General features: G+C 71.2%; 14 protein-coding genes. 2 read left to right on the forward strand and 12 right to left on the reverse strand.

Annotated features, from left to right (window positions below; translation table 11 throughout):
* Positions 1 to 66 precede the first annotated feature (66 nt).
* Complete coding sequence (locus tag AB0I18_RS18930) at positions 67 to 1,266, forward strand: PQQ-dependent sugar dehydrogenase (RefSeq protein ID WP_363106640.1); 1,200 nt, start codon at positions 67 to 69, stop codon at positions 1,264 to 1,266.
* Between the two features lie 15 nt (positions 1,267 to 1,281).
* Here the strand turns inward: AB0I18_RS18930 and AB0I18_RS18935 are convergent, their stop codons facing one another.
* The 7 genes from AB0I18_RS18935 to AB0I18_RS18965 all read right to left on the reverse strand — a co-directional run bounded on the left by AB0I18_RS18935 (position 1,282) and on the right by AB0I18_RS18965 (position 9,407).
* Entirely contained in the window at positions 1,282 to 1,545 is a 264-nt protein-coding gene (locus AB0I18_RS18935) for a hypothetical protein (RefSeq protein ID WP_363106641.1), read from the reverse strand.
* Positions 1,546 to 1,575: 30 nt separating this feature from the next.
* A complete protein-coding gene (locus tag AB0I18_RS18940; protein WP_363106702.1) occupies positions 1,576 to 4,632 on the reverse strand; it encodes an AAA family ATPase in 3,057 nt (1,018 codons plus the stop codon).
* A gap of 50 nt (positions 4,633 to 4,682) precedes the next feature.
* Complete coding sequence (locus AB0I18_RS18945; RefSeq protein ID WP_363106703.1) at positions 4,683 to 4,868, reverse strand: hypothetical protein; 186 nt, start codon at positions 4,866 to 4,868, stop codon at positions 4,683 to 4,685.
* A gap of 195 nt (positions 4,869 to 5,063) precedes the next feature.
* Complete coding sequence (locus AB0I18_RS18950) at positions 5,064 to 5,672, reverse strand: hypothetical protein (protein ID WP_363106642.1); 609 nt, start codon at positions 5,670 to 5,672, stop codon at positions 5,064 to 5,066.
* A gap of 91 nt (positions 5,673 to 5,763) precedes the next feature.
* The gene (locus AB0I18_RS18955; RefSeq protein ID WP_363106643.1) at positions 5,764 to 6,321 is read right to left on the reverse strand and encodes a GNAT family protein; all 558 of its coding nucleotides are present in this window, start codon (positions 6,319 to 6,321) and stop codon (positions 5,764 to 5,766) included.
* Positions 6,299 to 8,566, reverse strand: a complete 2,268-nt coding sequence (locus tag AB0I18_RS18960; protein ID WP_363106644.1) for an MMPL family transporter — start codon at positions 8,564 to 8,566, stop codon at positions 6,299 to 6,301. The genes AB0I18_RS18955 and AB0I18_RS18960 overlap by 23 nt, the downstream gene beginning before the upstream one ends.
* 217 nt (positions 8,567 to 8,783) lie before the next feature.
* On the reverse strand, positions 8,784 to 9,407 hold the full coding sequence (locus tag AB0I18_RS18965) for a TetR/AcrR family transcriptional regulator (protein ID WP_363106645.1): 624 nt from the start codon (positions 9,405 to 9,407) through the stop codon (positions 8,784 to 8,786).
* 182 nt (positions 9,408 to 9,589) lie between these two features.
* On the opposite strand from AB0I18_RS18965, the gene AB0I18_RS18970 reads away from it, so the two are divergent.
* The gene (locus tag AB0I18_RS18970; protein ID WP_363106646.1) at positions 9,590 to 11,005 is read left to right on the forward strand and encodes a DHA2 family efflux MFS transporter permease subunit; all 1,416 of its coding nucleotides are present in this window, start codon (positions 9,590 to 9,592) and stop codon (positions 11,003 to 11,005) included.
* A gap of 265 nt (positions 11,006 to 11,270) precedes the next feature.
* Here the strand turns inward: AB0I18_RS18970 and gatB are convergent, their stop codons facing one another.
* The 5 genes from gatB to AB0I18_RS18995 form a co-directional block, all read right to left on the reverse strand.
* Positions 11,271 to 12,785 carry an Asp-tRNA(Asn)/Glu-tRNA(Gln) amidotransferase subunit GatB gene (gatB, locus tag AB0I18_RS18975; protein ID WP_363106647.1) on the reverse strand — a complete coding sequence of 505 codons (1,515 nt, stop codon included), beginning with the start codon at positions 12,783 to 12,785 and terminating at the stop codon, positions 11,271 to 11,273.
* Between the two features lie 16 nt (positions 12,786 to 12,801).
* Entirely contained in the window at positions 12,802 to 13,044 is a 243-nt protein-coding gene (locus AB0I18_RS18980) for a hypothetical protein (RefSeq protein WP_363106648.1), read from the reverse strand.
* Positions 13,041 to 14,546, reverse strand: a complete 1,506-nt coding sequence (gene gatA, locus AB0I18_RS18985) for an Asp-tRNA(Asn)/Glu-tRNA(Gln) amidotransferase subunit GatA (protein ID WP_363106649.1) — start codon at positions 14,544 to 14,546, stop codon at positions 13,041 to 13,043. Before gatA ends, AB0I18_RS18980 begins: the two co-directional genes overlap by 4 nt.
* A gap of 6 nt (positions 14,547 to 14,552) precedes the next feature.
* On the reverse strand, positions 14,553 to 14,849 hold the full coding sequence (gatC, locus tag AB0I18_RS18990; protein ID WP_363106650.1) for an Asp-tRNA(Asn)/Glu-tRNA(Gln) amidotransferase subunit GatC: 297 nt from the start codon (positions 14,847 to 14,849) through the stop codon (positions 14,553 to 14,555).
* Positions 14,850 to 15,206: 357 nt separating this feature from the next.
* Positions 15,207 to 17,531 (reverse strand): bifunctional diguanylate cyclase/phosphodiesterase, encoded by a 2,325-nt coding sequence (locus AB0I18_RS18995; RefSeq protein WP_363106651.1) that lies wholly within the window; start codon positions 17,529 to 17,531, stop codon positions 15,207 to 15,209.
* Positions 17,532 to 17,761: the final 230 nt, after the last annotated feature.

A 17,761-nucleotide genomic window follows, 5' to 3' on the forward strand; every position in this document is an offset into this window, starting at 1 on the left:
GTGATCGGTGGGAGGTCCGGCGATTTGGTGTTCCGTGATCGGGAACTCGGGGGACGCGAGCGGTGTATGAACAGTAGAACCTGCCGCGTCGAAGGGATCCTGATCGTGCAACGTCGAGCTGTGACGGCCGTGTTGGCCGCAGCCACGCTCCTGCTGACGGCCGGGTGCTCCTCCGGCGACGAGGAGGAGCCGGAGAGCGGCCGGAGCACTTCCGCGAGTGATACGGAGGCCGGGACCCCCGCGTCGGAGCAGGCGGCCGAGGAAGCGCCGCCGGACAAGGGCTCCGTGAAGGTCGTGCGGACCGTCACCGAGGGCCTGAAGACCCCCTGGGGCCTCGCACCGCTCCCTGAGGGCGACCTCCTGGTGTCCTCCCGGGACGAGGGGACGATCACCCGGGTCGACGGGGAGACCGGTAAGAAGACCGAGCTGGGCTCGGTGCCGGGAGTCGCCCCCGCCGGTGAGGGCGGCCTGATGGGCCTGGCGCTCTCTCCGGCGTACGCGTCGGACCACATGGTGTACGCGTACTTCACCTCGGAGTCGGACAACCGCATCGTGCGCATGCTGTACGACGAGAAGAAGCCGGCCGGTGAGCAGCTGGGCGCCCCGGACACGGTCTTCAGGGGCATCCCGAAGGGCACGAACCACAACGGCGGGCGGATCGCCTTCGGTCCGGACAAGCTGCTGTACGTGGGGACGGGCGAGACGTACGAAACCGAGCTGGCCCAGGACAAGAAGTCGACCGGCGGCAAGATCCTCCGGCTGACCCCGGAGGGCGAGCCGGCGCCGGGCAACCCCTTCGACTCCCCCGTCTACACCTACGGCCACCGCAATGTGCAGGGTCTTGCCTGGGACTCCAAGCAGCGGCTGTTCGCCTCGGAGTTCGGCCAGGACACCTGGGACGAGCTGAACCACATCAAGCCGGGCGACAACTACGGCTGGCCGGACGCGGAAGGCAAGTCGGACGACTCCAAGTACCACAACCCGATCGCTCAGTGGGGCACGGACGAAGCCTCTCCCAGTGGCATCGCCTATGCGGAGGGCTCCGTCTGGATGGCAGGCCTGCGGGGCGAGCGGCTATGGCGCGTCCCGCTCAAGGGCACAGAGGCGTCGGCGGACCCCCAGGCCTTCCTGGAGGGCGAGTACGGGCGGCTGCGCACAGTGGTCTCCGCGGGCGGCAACAAGCTGTGGCTGGTGACGAGCGAGACGGACGGCCGGGGGTCCCCCGAAAGCGGGGACGACAAGATTCTGCAGCTGGAGGTGAAGTAGAGGCAGCGGGGCCGCCTACTCGTCGTCCTCTATCAGCGACCGGTCGAGGATCGCCACGGAGACCAGGATCAGGAAGGCCCGGTGGACCATGTAGTCAACGGTCAGCCCAGGGGCGACGGAGACCACGCGGATGTCCTCGCCGCTGACAGCCTGAGACACCGGGGTGAACGGGTCCTCGGCCAGCTTGCGCAGCCCGCGTTCAAGAAGCTTGCGCCTGTCTTCGGGGAGCGTGTCGCGCTGGTGGGCGGCGCGCTCGGTGTACTCGATCTGGTACAGCACAGCTCCTCCGGAACTTGTAGCCCGCCTGCATTATCGCGCAGTAACGCGGTCGCCCGCACCCGGCGGGAACAGCCGCAGTCGGTGGGCCAGTGCCGCCGCCTCACCGCGGCCCGAGACGTTCAGCTTGGCGAGGATGTTGGAGACGTGGACGCTGGCCGTCTTCGGGGAGATGAAGAGCTCCTCGGCTATCTGGCGGTTGCTGCGGCCGACGGCGACGAGGCGCAGGACGTCGCGCTCGCGGCTGGTCAGACCGAGCGCCTCGGCCGGGTCGGCGGAGGCCAGGGCTGAGGCGGACCGCTCGGGGGCGCGGGCGAGCGTGAGGCGGGCGCGCTGGGCGAGCAGGTCGACGGAGTCGGCAAGCGGACGTGCGCCGAGGTGGTCGGCCACGGCGCGGGCCAGCCGCAGCAGTTCGGTGGCGCGGTCCCGCTCCTCCTCGCCGCCGCCCGAGGCCAGCAGGGACTCGGCGAACCGGTGCCGGACGCGGGCGAGGTCGTACGGACGCTCCAAGGGTTCGAAGGCGGTGAGCGCCTCGGACCAGTCGTCCGGGGTGTCCCGGCCCTCGGCGCGCAGCAGTTCGGCGCGCACCCAGCGCTCGTACGCCTGCCAGACGGGCACGTTCGTGGCGAGTGACTTGGCGGCCTTGCGCACGCGCTCCACGAGTTCGGCGCGGCCCTGTTCGGCGGCGGGCAGCCCGCGGGCGTCGGCCTCCGTGGTGGCGGCGACGAGCAGCAGGGGCCAGGCATAGCGCTGGGTGCCCGGCGGGAAGCCGGTGCTCAGGGCCTCGTACAGCTTGGCGCGGGCGTCGGGGAGGCGGCCCTCGCCGGCGGCGATGCCGATCGCGAGGACGGCCAGCGGCAGCGCGTGCTGGGGCACGGTGTCGTGGGTGCCGAAATGCGTGTGGGAGGCGGCCAGTTGGCGGCCGGCATCGGCCAGGTCGCCCCGGGCGAGGGCGAGATGGGCGTGCAGGGTGGTGCGGAAGCCGCGGGGCTTGGCGCTCTGGCCGACGCGCTCCGAGTTGGCCCCGGCCTCGCTCGCCTCGTCCCAGCGCCCCAGGGAGTAGAGGGACTCGACGAGATTGCCCCATACCCAGGCCTCGGTGTCCAACAGGCCCAGCTTCCGGGCGAGTTCGACACCGTCCTGGAGAATCCGGACGGCGTCCTCGGAGCGGCCGATGCCCTCCAGATGGGACGGCAGGTTCACATGGACGCGGCCCACCACATAGTCGGCGCCGACCGCACTCGCCCGCTCCTTGACCGCGTGGACCTCGGCGAGTCCCGTCTCGATATCGCCCGATTCGACGAGGAGTCCGCCCAGCGTGAGCCGCGCGTTCAGCTCGATGTCGCGAGCGCCCACCATGCGGGCGTACTCCACGGCCCGCTCGGCCGCCGAGAGCGCGTCGGGGCCCGGCTCGTGCAGCATCGACCAGTTGGCGACGGCACCAAGGACCTCGGCGTGCACCTCGGACGGCGGCAGCCCGCGGACCAGCTCCTGGGCGGTGGCGAGTTCCTGCCAGCCGTCGCCGCGGCCAAGTGACTCCATCAGACGGGAGCGCTGGGTCCAGAACCAGGCGGCCCGCAGGGGGTCGTCCTCGTCCTCCAGCAGGTGCAGGGCCCGCTTGGTGATCTTCAGGGCGCGCTCGCGCTCACCGCAGAACCGGCCCGCGACGGCGGCCTCGGCCATCAGGTCGAGGTAGCGCAGCGGGGTGGTTTCCGGGTCGCAGCCGCAGGGGGGATAGATCTCGGTGTAGTCGACGGGCCGCAGCTCGGCGCGTACCGCCTCGGGGGCGGTGTCCCACAGCTCCATCGCCCGCTCCAGGAGCCGCAGTTGCTCCGAATAGGCGTGCCGGCGGCGGGCCGCCACCGAGGCGTCGAGGACGGCCGGCAGGGCCTTGGCGGCGTCGTGTGCGTGGTACCAGTGGCTGGCCAGCCGGGCGGCGCGCTCGTCGGCCGGGACGAGCGTCGGATCGTCCTCCAGCGCGGTCGCGTACCGGCGGTTGAGGCGGGAGCGCTCGCCGGGCAGCAGGTCGTCGCCGACGGCCTCGCGCACCAGGGAGTGCCGGAAGCGGAAGCCGCCCCCGTCGGGCGTCGCGAGCAGGATGTTGGCGCCCACGGCGGCCCGCAGTGCCTCGATGAGGTCGTCCTCGGCGAGCTGCGCCACGGCGGCGAGCAGCCGGTACTCGACGGCGGAGCCGCCCTCGGCGACGATCCGGGCGACCCGCTGGGAGCTTTCGGGCAGGCTCTCCACGCGGACGAGGAGCAGGTCGCGCAGGGAGTCGGGCAGGCCGGTGCGGCAGCCGTCGTGCGAGGCGACCGCGAGCTCCTCGACGAAGAACGCGTTCCCGTCCGAGCGCTTGAAGATCTCGTCGACCTGGGCCGGGTCCGGCTCGGCGGCGAGGATGCCGGCTATCTGGCGGCCGACTTCGGCGTGGCTGAAGCGGCCGAGTTCGATACGGCGGACCGTACGCAGCCGGTCGAGTTCGGCGAGCAGGGGGCGCAGCGGGTGGCGGCGGTGGACGTCGTCGGCGCGGTAGGTGGCGACGACGAGGAGGCGGCCGCTGCGCAGCGTACGGAAGAGGTAGGCGAGGAGGTGGCGGGTCGAGGCGTCCGCCCAGTGCAGGTCCTCCAGGAGGACGACGACCGTGCGGTCGGCGGCGACACGCTCCAGGAGCCTGGCGGTGAGTTCGAAGAGGCGGGCCATGCCCTCCTCGTCGTGCCGCCCGCGCGAGGTGTCGCCCAGTTCGGGCAGCAGCCGGGCCAGCTCCTCCTCCTGTCCGGCGGCCGCGGCGGCCAGCTCGTCGGGCAGGTGGCGGCGCAGGGCGCGCAAGGCGGTGGAGAACGGCGCGAAGGGCAGCCCTTCGGCGCCGATCTCGACACACCCGCCGAGCGCGACGACCGCGCCCTCGCGGCAGGCCGCGGTGGCGAACTCCTCGATGAGCCGGGTCTTTCCGACGCCGGCCTCACCGCCGAGCAGCAATGCCTGCGGCTCGCCCGCGGCAGCGCGGGCGAGCGCGTTGTTCAGCACGTCCAGTTCGTCGGCCCGGCCGACGAAGACCGGACTGACGGACCTGGTCTCCACAGCGCCGAGCATCGCACAGGGGTCCGACACTCCGGCACTGGTTATCGGGGCGCCGGTCACGCTCATGCCGCGCGTGCGAACCGGGACCGGCGTTGGCGGCGGGTATGCACCTGCCCTTCGCTGTCGTGGTGATCGGATCGCCCGGCCTCGCGCTTGGCGGCGCGGACGGCCGCACGGGCCAGGCGGTAGTTGTCGGCCTCGCGGATCAGTTCGGCGGAACGGATTCGCTGGAGCTCGTACTCGAACATCTTGTACCCCTCGGGAAGAGTCACTTTCGACTTCGCTTGTCTGCGATGACTCAACCTTCGTCTCCAAGGGGGGTGCGCCACATCGGGAGAGTTCCGCATCTTCGGACGTGCGAAGGGCCTTAGTTCCGCCGTAAGTGGCCTACGGCGGGCCTAAGGCCCCTCAGGACGTGCGGTTCTGCAGCTCGTGCGGCTTGTTCAGCTCGTGGACGGCATGCCCAGGAGGACGTCGGAGTACTTGAGGACGGCCAGCAGCAGGCCGATGACACCGAGCGAGACACCCGCCCAGGCGACCGACTTGACCCAGGGGGCCTGGCCGACCCGGTCGGGGTCGCCGAACGCGGGCCGGACCAGCACGATGACGCCGACGATGAGCGCGACCAGCGCGAAGCATCCGGCGACCAGCGCGTTGGCGTTCCAGGAGTCGACGTACACCTGCTGGACCTGGGTGGCCACCGTGTCGCCCTGCGCGGCCTCCAGCTGGCCGTACAGCGAGTCGCGCGCCTGCGCGATGGTGCCGACCCAGCTGCCGGTCAGCGAGACGATGCCGAGTCCGGCGGAGGCGACGGCGGCGGCACCGAGGCCCACGCCGGAACCGCCGTCGGCCGCGACCACGACCTGCTCGTCCTCGTCGCCCAGGCCGTCGTCCAGGACCTCGGCGTCGGCCTGGTCCTCGGCCGTCTCAGCCCCTTCGGTCTCCCCGGTGGTGGCCGTCTCGTCGCCCTTGGTGAGCTCTACGGCCTTCTCGTCGCGCTGTGCCTCGGTGCCGGTCTCGATTCCGGCTTCGTCTTCTGTCTTGGTTCCCATGCCCCGCACGGTACGGACGCTGTCTGAGAATTTCTTAAAGATCCCAAGATCCCCGCACGCGCGTCGCTCTTTCGTGCGGCTCGCGGCGGTCTCAGGCCCCTTGCCGCCCGCGCCACTCCTCCGCGAGGACGGCCCAGACCTCCAGGTCGTGCCGTACGCCCCGGTGCGGATAGCTCTGCCGCAGGACGCCCTCACGGCGCATTCCGAGCCGCCGCGCCACGTTCAGACTCGGCTCGTTGGCGGCGGCCGCGATCCACTCCACACGGTGCATGCCGCGCTCCTCGACCGCCCAGTCGACGAGCACCCGGGCAGCCCGCGTGACCAGCCCGCGCCCGGCGGCGGCGGGTTCCAGCCAGCAGCCGACCTCGCAGTTCCCCCGCTCCGCGTCGAAGTTCAGGAAGAGCACCCCGCCCACGAGTTTCCCGTCCAGCCACAGGCCGTGCAGGGACCCGGTGTCGGCGGCGCGCTGGTCGGCGTACTTCTGGAGCGCGGCCCGGGCGGACGCCACGTCCGTGGCACCGGAACCGAAGGGGATGTACTGCCCGATGAACTCCCTGCCCCGTTCCAGATGGGCGAGGAACTCCTCGGCGTGCCAGGGCTCCAGGGGTCGCAGTTCGGCGCCGTCGTCACCCAGGGATATCGCGTACATCCTGCTGTCGCTCCTTCGCGAGTACGTCCATGAACGCGTCGTCGCGCGCCTCGGGAATCGTCGCACGGGAGGCGGCCCCGGAGGCCGGGTGAGCAGGGCGGCACTCGGGCGGCTCGATGCTGATGCGCGGCAGGCGCCGGTCGAGCCAGCCGGGCAGCCACCAGTTGGCGCCGCCCAGCAGGTGCATGAGGGCGGGCACCAGGAGCGTACGCAGCACGAACGCGTCCAGGGCGACCGCGGCGGCGAGCGCTATGCCGAACATCGCGATGACGCGGTCGCCGCTGAGCACGAAGGCCAGGAAGACCGAGATCATGATCACGGCGGCGGAGTTGATCACGCGGCTGGTCTCGGCGAGGCCCACCCGCACGGCCCGCCGGTTGTCGCCGGTCTCCAGCCACTCCTCGTACATCCGGCTGACCAGGAAGACCTGGTAGTCCATGGAGAGCCCGAAGAGGACCGAGACCATGATCACGGGGAGGAAGGGTTCGATCGGCCCGGCCCGTCCCAGGCCCAGCAGTTCGCTGCCCCAGCCCCACTGGAAGATCGCGACGACGACTCCGAAGGCGGCGGCGACGGCCGCGACGTTCATCGCGGCGGCCTTCAGGGGGATGCCGAGCGAGCGGAAGGCGAGCAGGAGCAGGATGCAGCCGAGGCCGATGACGACGCCCACGAAGAGGGGCAGCTTGCCGATGATGACGTCGGCGAAGTCGTCGTAGCCGGCGGTCATGCCGCCGACCTGGAGGTCGAGCGTGGTCTCGTTCTCGGCGCGCGGCAGCACTTCGGTGCGCAGCCGGTCGACGAGTTCGCTGGTCTTCTCGGACTGCGGCGAGGACTCGGGGACGACACTGAGGTACGCGGTGTCGCCTGCGCCGTCGTACCTCACCGGGGTCGCCGCCCGGACGCCCTCGGTCTCCCGGAGGGTGGCGTCGAGGTTGTCGAGGGCGAGCCGGTCCTGGGCCCCGCCGACGTGTGTGACCAGGGTGAGAGGACCGTTCAGGCCGGGTCCGAAGCCGTCCGCCAGGAGGTCGTACGCCTGCCGTGTGGTGGCCGACTCCGGGTTGTTGCCCTGGTCGGAGGTGCCCAGGTGCAGGGAGAAGGTCGGCAGGGCGAGCACCGCCATGACGGCCAGCGCGAAGGCGCCCAGGAGCTTGGGGTGCCGCTCGACGAAGGCGGACCAGCGGGCGGCGAGGCCGGTGGGGATCTCCGGCTGGGGACCGTGCTCGACGAGGCGGCGGCGCTCGCGGCGGCTGAGGGCGCGCATGCCGAGGAAGGAGAGCAGCGCGGGCAGCAGCGTCACGGAGGCCGCGACGGTGAGGACCACGGTGAGGGACGCGGCGATCGCGACACCGTTGAGGAAGCCGAGCCGCAGTATGAGCATGCCGAGCAGGGCGATGCACACGGTTGCGCCCGCGAAGACGACCGCGCGCCCGGTGGTGGCCACCGCGTTGCGCGCGGCCTCCTCGACCGGCAGTCCCCGCTTCAGCCCGCGCCGGTGTCTGGTCACGATGAACAGCGCGTAGTCGATGCCGACGCCGAGCCCTATCAGCATGCCGAGCATCGGCGCGAAGTCGGCGACGGTCATCACGTGCCCGAGCAGCACGATCCCGGCGTACGCGGTGCCGACGCTCACCAGGGCGGTGGCGATGGGCAGCAGCGAGGCGGCGAGCGAGCCGAACGCGAGGAACAGGACCACGGCCGCCACGACCACCCCGACGACTTCGGCGATGTGCCCGCCGGAGGACTCGGTGAGGGCGATGGCCTGGCCGCCCAGCTCCACCTGGAGCCCATCGGCCTCGGCGGCCTTCGCGGCGGCCACGACGGCCGCCGCCTCGCCCTGGTCGATGTCCTCGGCCGAGTCGTCGAAGGTGACGGTGGCGTAGGCGGTACGTCCGTCGCCGCTGATCTGACCGGCGCCGCGGCCCTCGTACGGACTGGCGACCGCGGCGACTCCCGGCAGCCCTGCGATCTTGTCGAGCGTGCGGGTCATGGTCTGCTCGACGTCGGCGGCGCGCACCGTGCCGGGGCCGGCGCGCCAGACAACGGTGTCGCTGTCGCCGCCCAGCGCCGGGAAGCCGTCCTGGAGGAGCTGTGTCGCGCGGCCCGATTCGGTGCCCGGCGCCTCGTAGTCGTTCGAGTACGCGGATCCGGCGACGGCCGCGGCGGCGCTGACGCCACCGAGCGCGAGGAGCCAGAGCAGTACGACGACGAGGCGGTGCCTGACACACCAGCGCGCAAGAGCTGCCACGGACGTGCTCCCTGGGGTGGTTCGTGGATCTTTGACCGGGAACCGCCGCTGATGCAACTGAACAGCCCGCAAAGAACGCATGAGTAATGTCTGGACACTCTCGCAGCAGAAACTGATCGTTAACCGCTTTCGTGTGTCTACTCACAGGAGTGCGAGCCAATTCACAAGACAATCAGGTGAACTCTGTAGCACCCGACGGCGTCCGTCGTCCGGCGGCCTAGCGGGGCAGATAGCCGTGCAGGAACGCCCGCACCCCGGAGGCGATCAGTTCGTCCCGCTCCTCGTCGGGCATGCGGATCGCCCCGTGGTACGTACGGTCGGAGATCTCGGCGCCGGTCAGCCAGAAGAAGTGGGTCACGGCCCGCTCCGGATCCGGGGCGTCGAGCAGCCCCTCGTCGGCCAGCTCCCGGAACCGGGCGGCCGCCACCTTGCGGGCACGGTCGGGTCCCGAGGCCCGCCACGTGTCCAGGAACTCCTGCGGAATGTGGCCGACTTCGGCCCTCAGCTGCCGTACGACGGCGAAGTGGTCGCCGTGTTCGTACAACGGCCGCATCCAGGCGCGCGCGAAGTCGCAGAGGTCGGACTCCAGGTCGGTGACCTTGTACAACCGCCGGTCGATGGCGTCGACATGGGCGCGTACGACCTCTTCGGAACCCTCCACGACGACCACACGAAAGAGCTGCGCCTTCCCTTCCGGGAAGTGGTTGTAGATCGTGCGGGTGGAGACACCCGCCTCCTTCGCGATGGAGTCGATGGCGGCACGGGTGTAACCGTCGCGCCCGAAGACCCTGCGCGCCCCCCGCACGATCGCCTGCCGCTTCTCGGCGAGCCCTTGTCTCACGCGTCCTGCCCCTTCCTGTCGCCCTTCACGGTAGCCGGACCAGGGAATTCACAACGAACGTTGCACCAACTACCATGACCGTTGTACTTTTTCGCTATGCCGTACTCACCCACACCCCCGAAAACGCCCTTCCTGGTCGGCCCCGCGCGCCCGAGCCGCGACGAGACCCGGTACACCGCCGGATGAGCGCCACGCTGCCGACGAAGAGCGGGAGTTCGCCCGCGCCCCCCATACCGAGGCACGTCCTCGCCCTCGCGGGCGTCATGGTCCTCGGCTCGTTCATGACGGTGCTCGACCTGACCATCGTCAATGTCGCCCTCGACCACCTGTCGGGCGCCTTCGACACCCCGCTGTCCGTCGTCCAGTGGACGGTGACCGGCTACTCGCTCGCGCTGGCGACCGTCATCCCGGTCACCGCGTGGGCGGTGGGCCGGTACGGCGCCAAGCGGGTCTTCCTCACCGCCGTCACCCTGTTCACGCTCGGCTCGGCGCTCACGGGCCTCTCCTGGAACGCGGGTTCACTGATCACGTTCCGGGTGCTGCAGGGGCTCGGCGGCGGCATGATCGTGCCGGTCGCGATGACCGTGGTCCTGCGCGCCGCCCCGCCGGAGCGCAAGGGCACGATGATGGGCATCCTCGGCATCCCGGTCCTCATCGGCCCGATGGCCGGCCCGGTCCTCGGCGGCGTCTTCACCGACTCGCTCTCCTGGCGCTGGATCTTCTTCGTCAACGTCCCGGTCGGCGCCCTGACCCTGCTGCTCGGCGCCCGCGTTCTGCGCGACGACGACGAGCGGGTGCGCCGCCCGCTGGACCTGCCCGGCCTGCTGACGCTCTCCCCCGGCCTCGCGGCCCTGCTGTACGGACTCACGCTGGGCGGCGAACGCGGCCGCTTCGGGGACGCCGGGGTCGTCCTCCCGCTCGTCGCGGGTACGGCTCTGGTGGCGGCCTTCGCGGTACGGGCACTGCGGGCGGCCCATCCGCTCCTCGACCTGCGGCTGCTGCGCCGGGCGTCGTTCGGCCGGGCGGTGGTGACGATGGTGCCGTTCTCCGCCGCGTACTTCGGCTCGATGATCCTCGTACCGCTGTACTGGCAGCAGGAGCGCGGCCTGTCCGCCACCGAGGCCGGGCTACTGATGGCCCCTCAGTTCCTGTTCAGCGGCACGGTGATGCAGTTCTCCAGCCGTATCTCGGACCGCGTCGCGACCCGCGCGATCGTCGTGCCCGGCGTCCTGGTCGCCGTGGCGGGCTTCCTCGCCTTCGCCCTGCAGGCCGGCTCCGACACCCCGTACTGGCGCCTGGTCGCCTCCCTCGCCGTCATGGGCACCGGCGTCGGCATGACCAACATGCCGGTCATGGCCTCGGCCACGCGGGGCCTCGCCGACTCCGAAGTCGCCGCGGGCAGCACGGCGTTGAGCATCATCCTCCAGATGGCCGCGTCGGTGGGCACGGCGCTGGCGGCCCTGCTGTTGACGGCCACGGACGGGTTCCGGACGACGCTGCTGTGCGGGGCGGGCCTGATGGCACTGGCGCTGCCGATGGCGTTGCGACTGCCCGGATCAAGCCCGCACGAGCCCATCTCCAGCCCATCCGACGACTGAGGACGAGCCCACCCCCGGCTCGTCCGACCATTGGGGACGAGCGCCCACCCCAGCCCGTCCGACCGCCGAGGACGAGCCTGCACCCCCAGCCCGTCTGGGGGCCCCTCCCAGCGGTAGCTGGGGGAGTTTGAGGACGAGGCCGTCCAGGCCGATAGCGGGGGTCTGGGGGCGGTAGCCCCCAGGACGGCAGCCCTCAGGACGGCACGCACAAGCGAGGGGTGCACCTGAATCCCCAGGTGCACCCCTCGCCGCGCCTCAAGCGGAGCTACTGGCCCTCAACTCCCAGCTTCTCCAGGATCAGTTCCTTGACGCGGGCCGCGTCGGCCTGTCCCCGGGTGGCCTTCATGACGGCACCCACGAGGGCACCGGCGGCAGCCACCTTGCCGGCGCGGATCTTGTCCGCGACGCCCGGGTTGCCGGCGATGGCCTCGTCGACGGCGGCCGTCAGGGCGCCCTCGTCGGAGACGACCTTCAGACCACGCTTCTCGACGACCTCGTCAGGGGTGCCTTCACCCTTGACGACACCGTCGATGACCTGGCGGGCCAGCTTGTCGTTCAGCTCACCTGCGGTCACCAGGGCAGCCACCCGGGCGACCTGCTCGGGCGTGATGGCCAGCGCGTCCAGGGACACGCCCGACTCGTTGGCCGTACGCGCCAGTTCACCCATCCACCACTTGCGAGCGGACGCGGCGTCCGCGCCCGCCTCGATGGTGGCGACGATCGGGTCGATGGCACCGGCGTTGAGCATCGACTGCATGTCGTGAGCGTTGACGCCCCACTCCTCGCGCAGCCGGTTGCGGCGGGCCAGCGGCTGCTCGGGCAGGCCCGCGCGCAGCTCCTCGACCCACTCGCGGGCCGGGGCGACCGGGACGAGGTCGGGCTCCGGGAAGTACCGGTAGTCCTCGGCCTCCTCCTTCACGCGGCCCGAGGTCGTGGACCCGGTGTCCTCGTGGAAGTGGCGGGTCTCCTGGATGATCGTGCCGCCGCCGTCGAGAACCGCGGCATGCCGCTGGATCTCGAAACGGGCAGCGCGCTCCACGGAACGCAGCGAGTTGACGTTCTTCGTCTCGCTCCGCGTGCCGAACTTCTCCCGGCCGTGCGGACGCAGCGACAGGTTCACGTCGCAGCGCATCTGCCCCATCTCCATGCGGGCTTCCGACACGTCGAGCGCCTTGATGAGCTCGCGCAGCTCGGCGACGTACGCCTTGGCGACCTCGGGCGCGCGCTCGCCCGCTCCCTCGATCGGCTTGGTGACGATCTCGATGAGCGGGATGCCGGCGCGGTTGTAGTCCAGCAGGGAGTGGGACGCGCCGTGGATACGGCCCGTCGCGCCGCCCACGTGGGTGGACTTGCCGGTGTCCTCCTCCATGTGGGCGCGCTCGATCTCCACGCGGAAGACCTCGCCGTCCTCCAGCTGGACGTCCAGATAGCCGTTGAAGGCGATCGGCTCGTCGTACTGGGAGGTCTGGAAGTTCTTCGGCATGTCCGGATAGAAGTAGTTCTTCCGGGCGAAACGGCACCACTCGGCGATCTCGCAGTGCAGCGCGAGACCGATCTTGATCGCGGACTCGACGGCGATCGCGTTGACGGCCGGGAGCGCGCCGGGCATGCCGAGGCAGGTCGGGCAGGTCTGCGAGTTGGGCTCGGCGCCCAGCTCGGTGGAGCACCCGCAGAACATCTTCGTCTTGGTGCCGAGTTCGACATGGACTTCAAGGCCCATGACGGGGTCGTACGACGCCAGCGCGTCCTCGTACGACACCAGGTCAGTCGTGACAGTCACGGTGAAACTTTCCCTCTCAGCCCAGCAGGACGTCGTCGTCGCCCAGGCGCTTGAGCTCCCGGTAGAGGATGGCCAGACCGGTGACGATGGCGGCGGCGGACACGGCCGCGTCGATCAGCCGGAGCGTGTCGTTGTCGAGGCGGGCCTTCTTGGCCTGCTTCACGACGCTGACGGCGCCGAACGCGGTCGTGGCGATGGACAGGTACGTACCGGACTTCGACTTCTTGAAGCCCTTGGCCTTGGACATTGCCTTGCTCACAGCGACGGAGCCTCCTCGATCAGCGGGTGACCCCAGCGTTCCACGAACGCGGCCTCGACAGCAGCACCGACCTTGTACAGGCGGTCGTCCTGCATGGCCGGGGCGATGATCTGCAGCCCGACCGGCATGTTGTCCTCCGGCGCGAGGCCGCAGGGCAGGGACATGGCGGAGTTGCCCGCGAGGTTGGTCGGGATGGTGCACAGGTCCGCGAGGTACATCGCCATCGGGTCGTCGGCACGCTCGCCGATCGGGAAGGCGGTGGTGGGCGTCGTCGGCGAGACGATCACGTCGACCTGCTCGAACGCCTTCTCGAAGTCCCGCGTGATGAGCGTACGGACCTTCTGGGCGCTGCCGTAGTACGCGTCGTAGTAGCCGGAGCTGAGCGCGTACGTGCCGAGCATGATGCGGCGCTTGACCTCGTCGCCGAAGCCCGCCTCACGGGTGAGCGCGGTGACCGCCTCGGCGGAGTGCGTGCCGTCGTCGCCGACCCGCAGGCCGTAGCGCAGGCCGTCGAAGCGGGCGAGGTTGCTCGAACACTCGGACGGGGCGATCAGGTAGTACGCCGAAAGCGCCAGGTCGAAGGACGGGCAGTCCAGCTCGACGATCTCGGCGCCCAGTTCCTTGAGGAGCGCGACGGACTCGTCGAAGCGCTGGAGCACACCGGCCTGGTAGCCCTCGCCGCGGAACTGCTGGACGACGCCGACGCGCATGCCCGCCACGCTGCCGTTGCGGGCGGCCTCGACGACGGCCGGCACCGGCGCGTCGATGGAGGTGGAGTCGAGGGGGTCGTGACCGGCGATGACCTCGTGGAGGAGCGCCGCGTCCAGGACCGTACGGGCGCAGGGCCCGCCCTGGTCGAGGGAGGACGAGAACGCCACCATGCCGTACCGGGAGACGCCGCCGTACGTCGGCTTCACGCCGACCGTGCCGGTGACGGCGGCGGGCTGGCGGATGGAGCCGCCGGTGTCGGTGCCGATGGCGAGGGGCGCCTGGAAGGAGGCGAGGGCCGCGGAGGAACCGCCGCCGGAGCCGCCGGGGATCTTGGTCAGGTCCCAGGGGTTGCCGGTGGGCCCGTACGCGCTGTTCTCGGTGCTGGACCCCATGGCGAACTCGTCCATGTTGGTCTTGCCGAGGATGACGACACCGGCGGCCTTCAGCTTCTTGGTGACGGTCGCGTCGTAGGGCGGGATCCAGCCTTCGAGGATCTTGGACCCGACCGTGGTCGGAATCCCCTCGGTGGTGAAGATGTCCTTCAGCGCGAGCGGGACGCCGGCGAGCGGGCCGAGCTTCTCGCCCCGCTCCCGCTTCTCGTCGATGGCGCGGGCCTGCGCGAGGGCGCCCTCGCGGTCGACGTGGAGGAAGGCGTGCACCTTCTCGTCGACGGCCTCGATCCGGGCGAGGTGGGCCTCGGTGACCTCGACGGCCGTGAGCTCGCCGGCGGAGATCTTCGCGGCGATCTCGGCGGCCGTGAGCCTGATGATGTTGATGTTGCGGTCCGTCATGATTTCTTAGTCCTCCCCCAGGATCTGCGGCACCTTGAAACGCTGCTGCTCCTGGGCCGGGGCGCCGGAGAGCGCCTGCACGGGGGTGAGCGACGGACGGACCTCGTCCGCGCGCATGACGTTCGTCAGCGGCAGCGGGTGGGAGGTCGGCGGTACGTCTTGGTCGGCGACCTCACTGACGCGGGCGACCGCGCCGATGATGTCGTCCAGCTGGCCGGCGAAGTGGTCGAGCTCTTCGCCCTTCAGCTCCAGACGCGCCAGCCGGGCGAGGTGGGCGACCTCCTCGCGCGTGATGCCAGGCATGCAGCGATCCTCAGGGGTGAGTGTGTGTGGTTTGGCCCAATCCTATGGGGCGCGGCCGAGTACCCGTACATCGGTTTCCCGACGGCACCCGCCGCACGGCTCGGCGGGAGGGTCGGGACGCTCCGCGCGGCCGCCTGTCGGACGCCGAGCAGGGCGGGCCGGCTCACCGGTCTCAGGGCGGGCGCGGTGGCTGCGGGGCCGAGGGCACGACGCACCGGCAGTCGCCGACGGCGAGGCACCCCCACGGGAAGGCCCGTACCCGGCGGACGCGCGTCACGGGCGGTGCGGGCGGTGCGGGCGGGAATCACAAACCCGGCCGGGGGCCGGGGGCGCCCCCACAGACCCGCACAGGACCGACTACTCGTCCCCCGCGGCGGCAGGCAGCGCGGCGGCCGGCCGCTGCCACCCCCGGGACCCCCGGGCCAGCAGCCACGCGGTCGCCTCCTCCGCGGGCATCGCCGCGGCGACGAGCCAGCCCTGCACGGCATCGCACCCGAGATCCCGGAGCCGCTCCCACGTCTCGTCGTCCTCGACCCCCTCGGCGACGACGAGCAGCCCGAGCGAGTGGGCGAGGTCGACCGTGCACCGGACGATCTCGGCGTCCTCGTTGTCCACCGCGAGCCGGGCCACGAAGGAACGGTCGATCTTCAGCTCGCTCACGGGCAGCCGCCGCAGATGCACCAGCGACGAGTACCCGGTCCCGAAGTCGTCGAGCGACATCTTCACGCCGTGCCCGGTCAGTCCTGCGAGGGTGTCAGCGGCGCGCTGCGGGTCCTCCAGCAGCACATGCTCGGTTATTTCCAGCTGAAGGGACCCGGCGGGGACCCCGTGCCGGGCGAGCCGCGCGGCCACCGCCCCGGCGAACCCGGGTGTGTGCACATCGCGGGGCGACACATTGACGGCGACCGGAACGTGCAGCCCCTGCGCCCGCCACCGCGCCACCTGCCCGAGCGCCGTCTCCAGCACGTACTCGGTCAGATGCGGCATCAGCCCGGACGACTCGGCGATGGCTATGAACTCGTCGGGCGGTACGCGCCCGCGCTCGGGATGCACCCACCGTACGAGCGCTTCGAGCCCGGCCACCTGCCCGTCGAACCGCACCTTCGGCTGGTAGTGCAGCTCGACGTCCCCGGCGTCGAGCGCCCGCCGCAGATCCCCCAGCAGCCCCAGCCGGTCGGGGGTGTTGGAGTCCCGCTTGGACTCGTACACCTCCACCCCCGTACGGTCCCGCTTCGCCTGGTACATCGCGACGTCCGCCCGCCGCAGCAGGCCCTCCGCGTCCAGCGCGTGGTCGGGAAAGACGGCGAGCCCGGCACTGGCCTCCAGGACGAGCGTCAGCCCGTCGAGGTCGAGCGGCGAGCCGAGCGTGGCCACGAGACTGCGGGCGACCCGCGTCGCGGACGTCGTCGAGTCGGCGATGGGCAGCAGCACGGCGAACTCGTCCCCGCCGAGCCGCGCGGCCTCCGCCCCGCGCGGCAGTGCGACCCGCAGCCTGTCCGCTATCTGCAACAGCAGACGGTCCCCCGCGAGATGTCCGAGCGTGTCATTCACGGACCGGAAGCGGTCAAGATCGATCAGCATCAGGGCAGAACGTGCACCGATTCGCTCGGCATCGTCCAGCGCCCGCCAGGTCCGTTCGAGCAGCCACTGACGGTTGGGCAGACCGGTGAGCGGATCACGCAGTTGCTCCTCGGCCCGGGCCCGGGCTATCCAGAGCGTGGAGTCGAGAGCGATGAGCGGAACAGCGAAGAGCGGCAGTAACACGGGGAGGGCGACCGCGACGACGCAGATCAGCGGGGCGATGCCGAGCAGCGCGACGGCGACGAGCCCCTGTCTGACCAGGGCGCTGCGGGCCACGGTCGGCAGCCCTCCGGTACGCGGCGCATGGAGGTACCAGAGGAGCGCGCGGGTCACCGCGAGATACGCGACGGCCACCAACACCACCTCGGGGGCGGTGTAGACGGTCCACGTCTCCGGCTTCCACGGCGTCTCGACGGACGGGACCCGGCCGAACACGGCGAGCACCAGCGCCCCGGCGCCGATACCGAGGATGTCCACCGCGCCGTGCAGCAGTCCCTGCCGCCAGCGGTGGCGGCGGGCTATGCCGACGAGCACGACGACGGTGAGGCTGACCATCCCGGCGGGCACCCAGCCGTACAGGAGCAGGACGGCGAGGGTGAGGGCCGCGCCGGAGCCCGTGCCGCCCCACCAGCGGGAACGGCCGAGTGCGACCAGATGGCCGACGATGATGCCGACCAGGACGGCCAGCGCCCAGCCGGCCTGACCGGCCGGGAAGAGCGCGTGGTTCCCGGTGAACGCCCCGAAGAAGCCCGCGCCGAGCACGAACCCGGCCACCCCGACGACCGTCGCGGGCAGCGCGGGCCAGGCCGACTGCCGCTCGGACTCCTGGCCCGGCACGGAGGTATGGGATCCGGGAGCGTGGGATCCGGAAGTGTGGGATCCCGGGTAGGCGGTGTAGCGGCCCGGGCCGCGCCCGTCCGCCGTGGTGAGCTCTTCGGCCGCGCGCCCCTGCGTGCCCGCCCGTCCCATCAGCCGGGTGATCCGGCGAACCGCCCCGAGCTCCCGGCTTCGCTCCAGCAAGGGATACCCCCACCGCCACACGCCGGTCAGCCGGCGCGGGCGCAGCCGTGAGTCCGGGGCGGCGCTCTCGGTCGGTTCCATTCCCGTCCCTCTCACAGCCGGCGGTGCCCACGCCACGCGGCCCGATGCCCGACAGTCCTTCAACGGCACCGCGTCCGAAAACCCTTCCCCAGACTCCTGAAGAGCAAGGGAATGCCCCAACCGCAGCTGGGCACGGCAGGCGCACCCCTCAACAGTAGGCCGCAGAAGGCTTCCACGGGCAGCGGTCGTAGACGGTTGCCCGAATGCGTCCCAGCCACCCGTATGCATCT

It is taken from the genome of Streptomyces sp. NPDC050704 (assembly GCF_040654355.1).
Classification (GTDB): Bacteria; Actinomycetota; Actinomycetes; order Streptomycetales; family Streptomycetaceae; genus Streptomyces.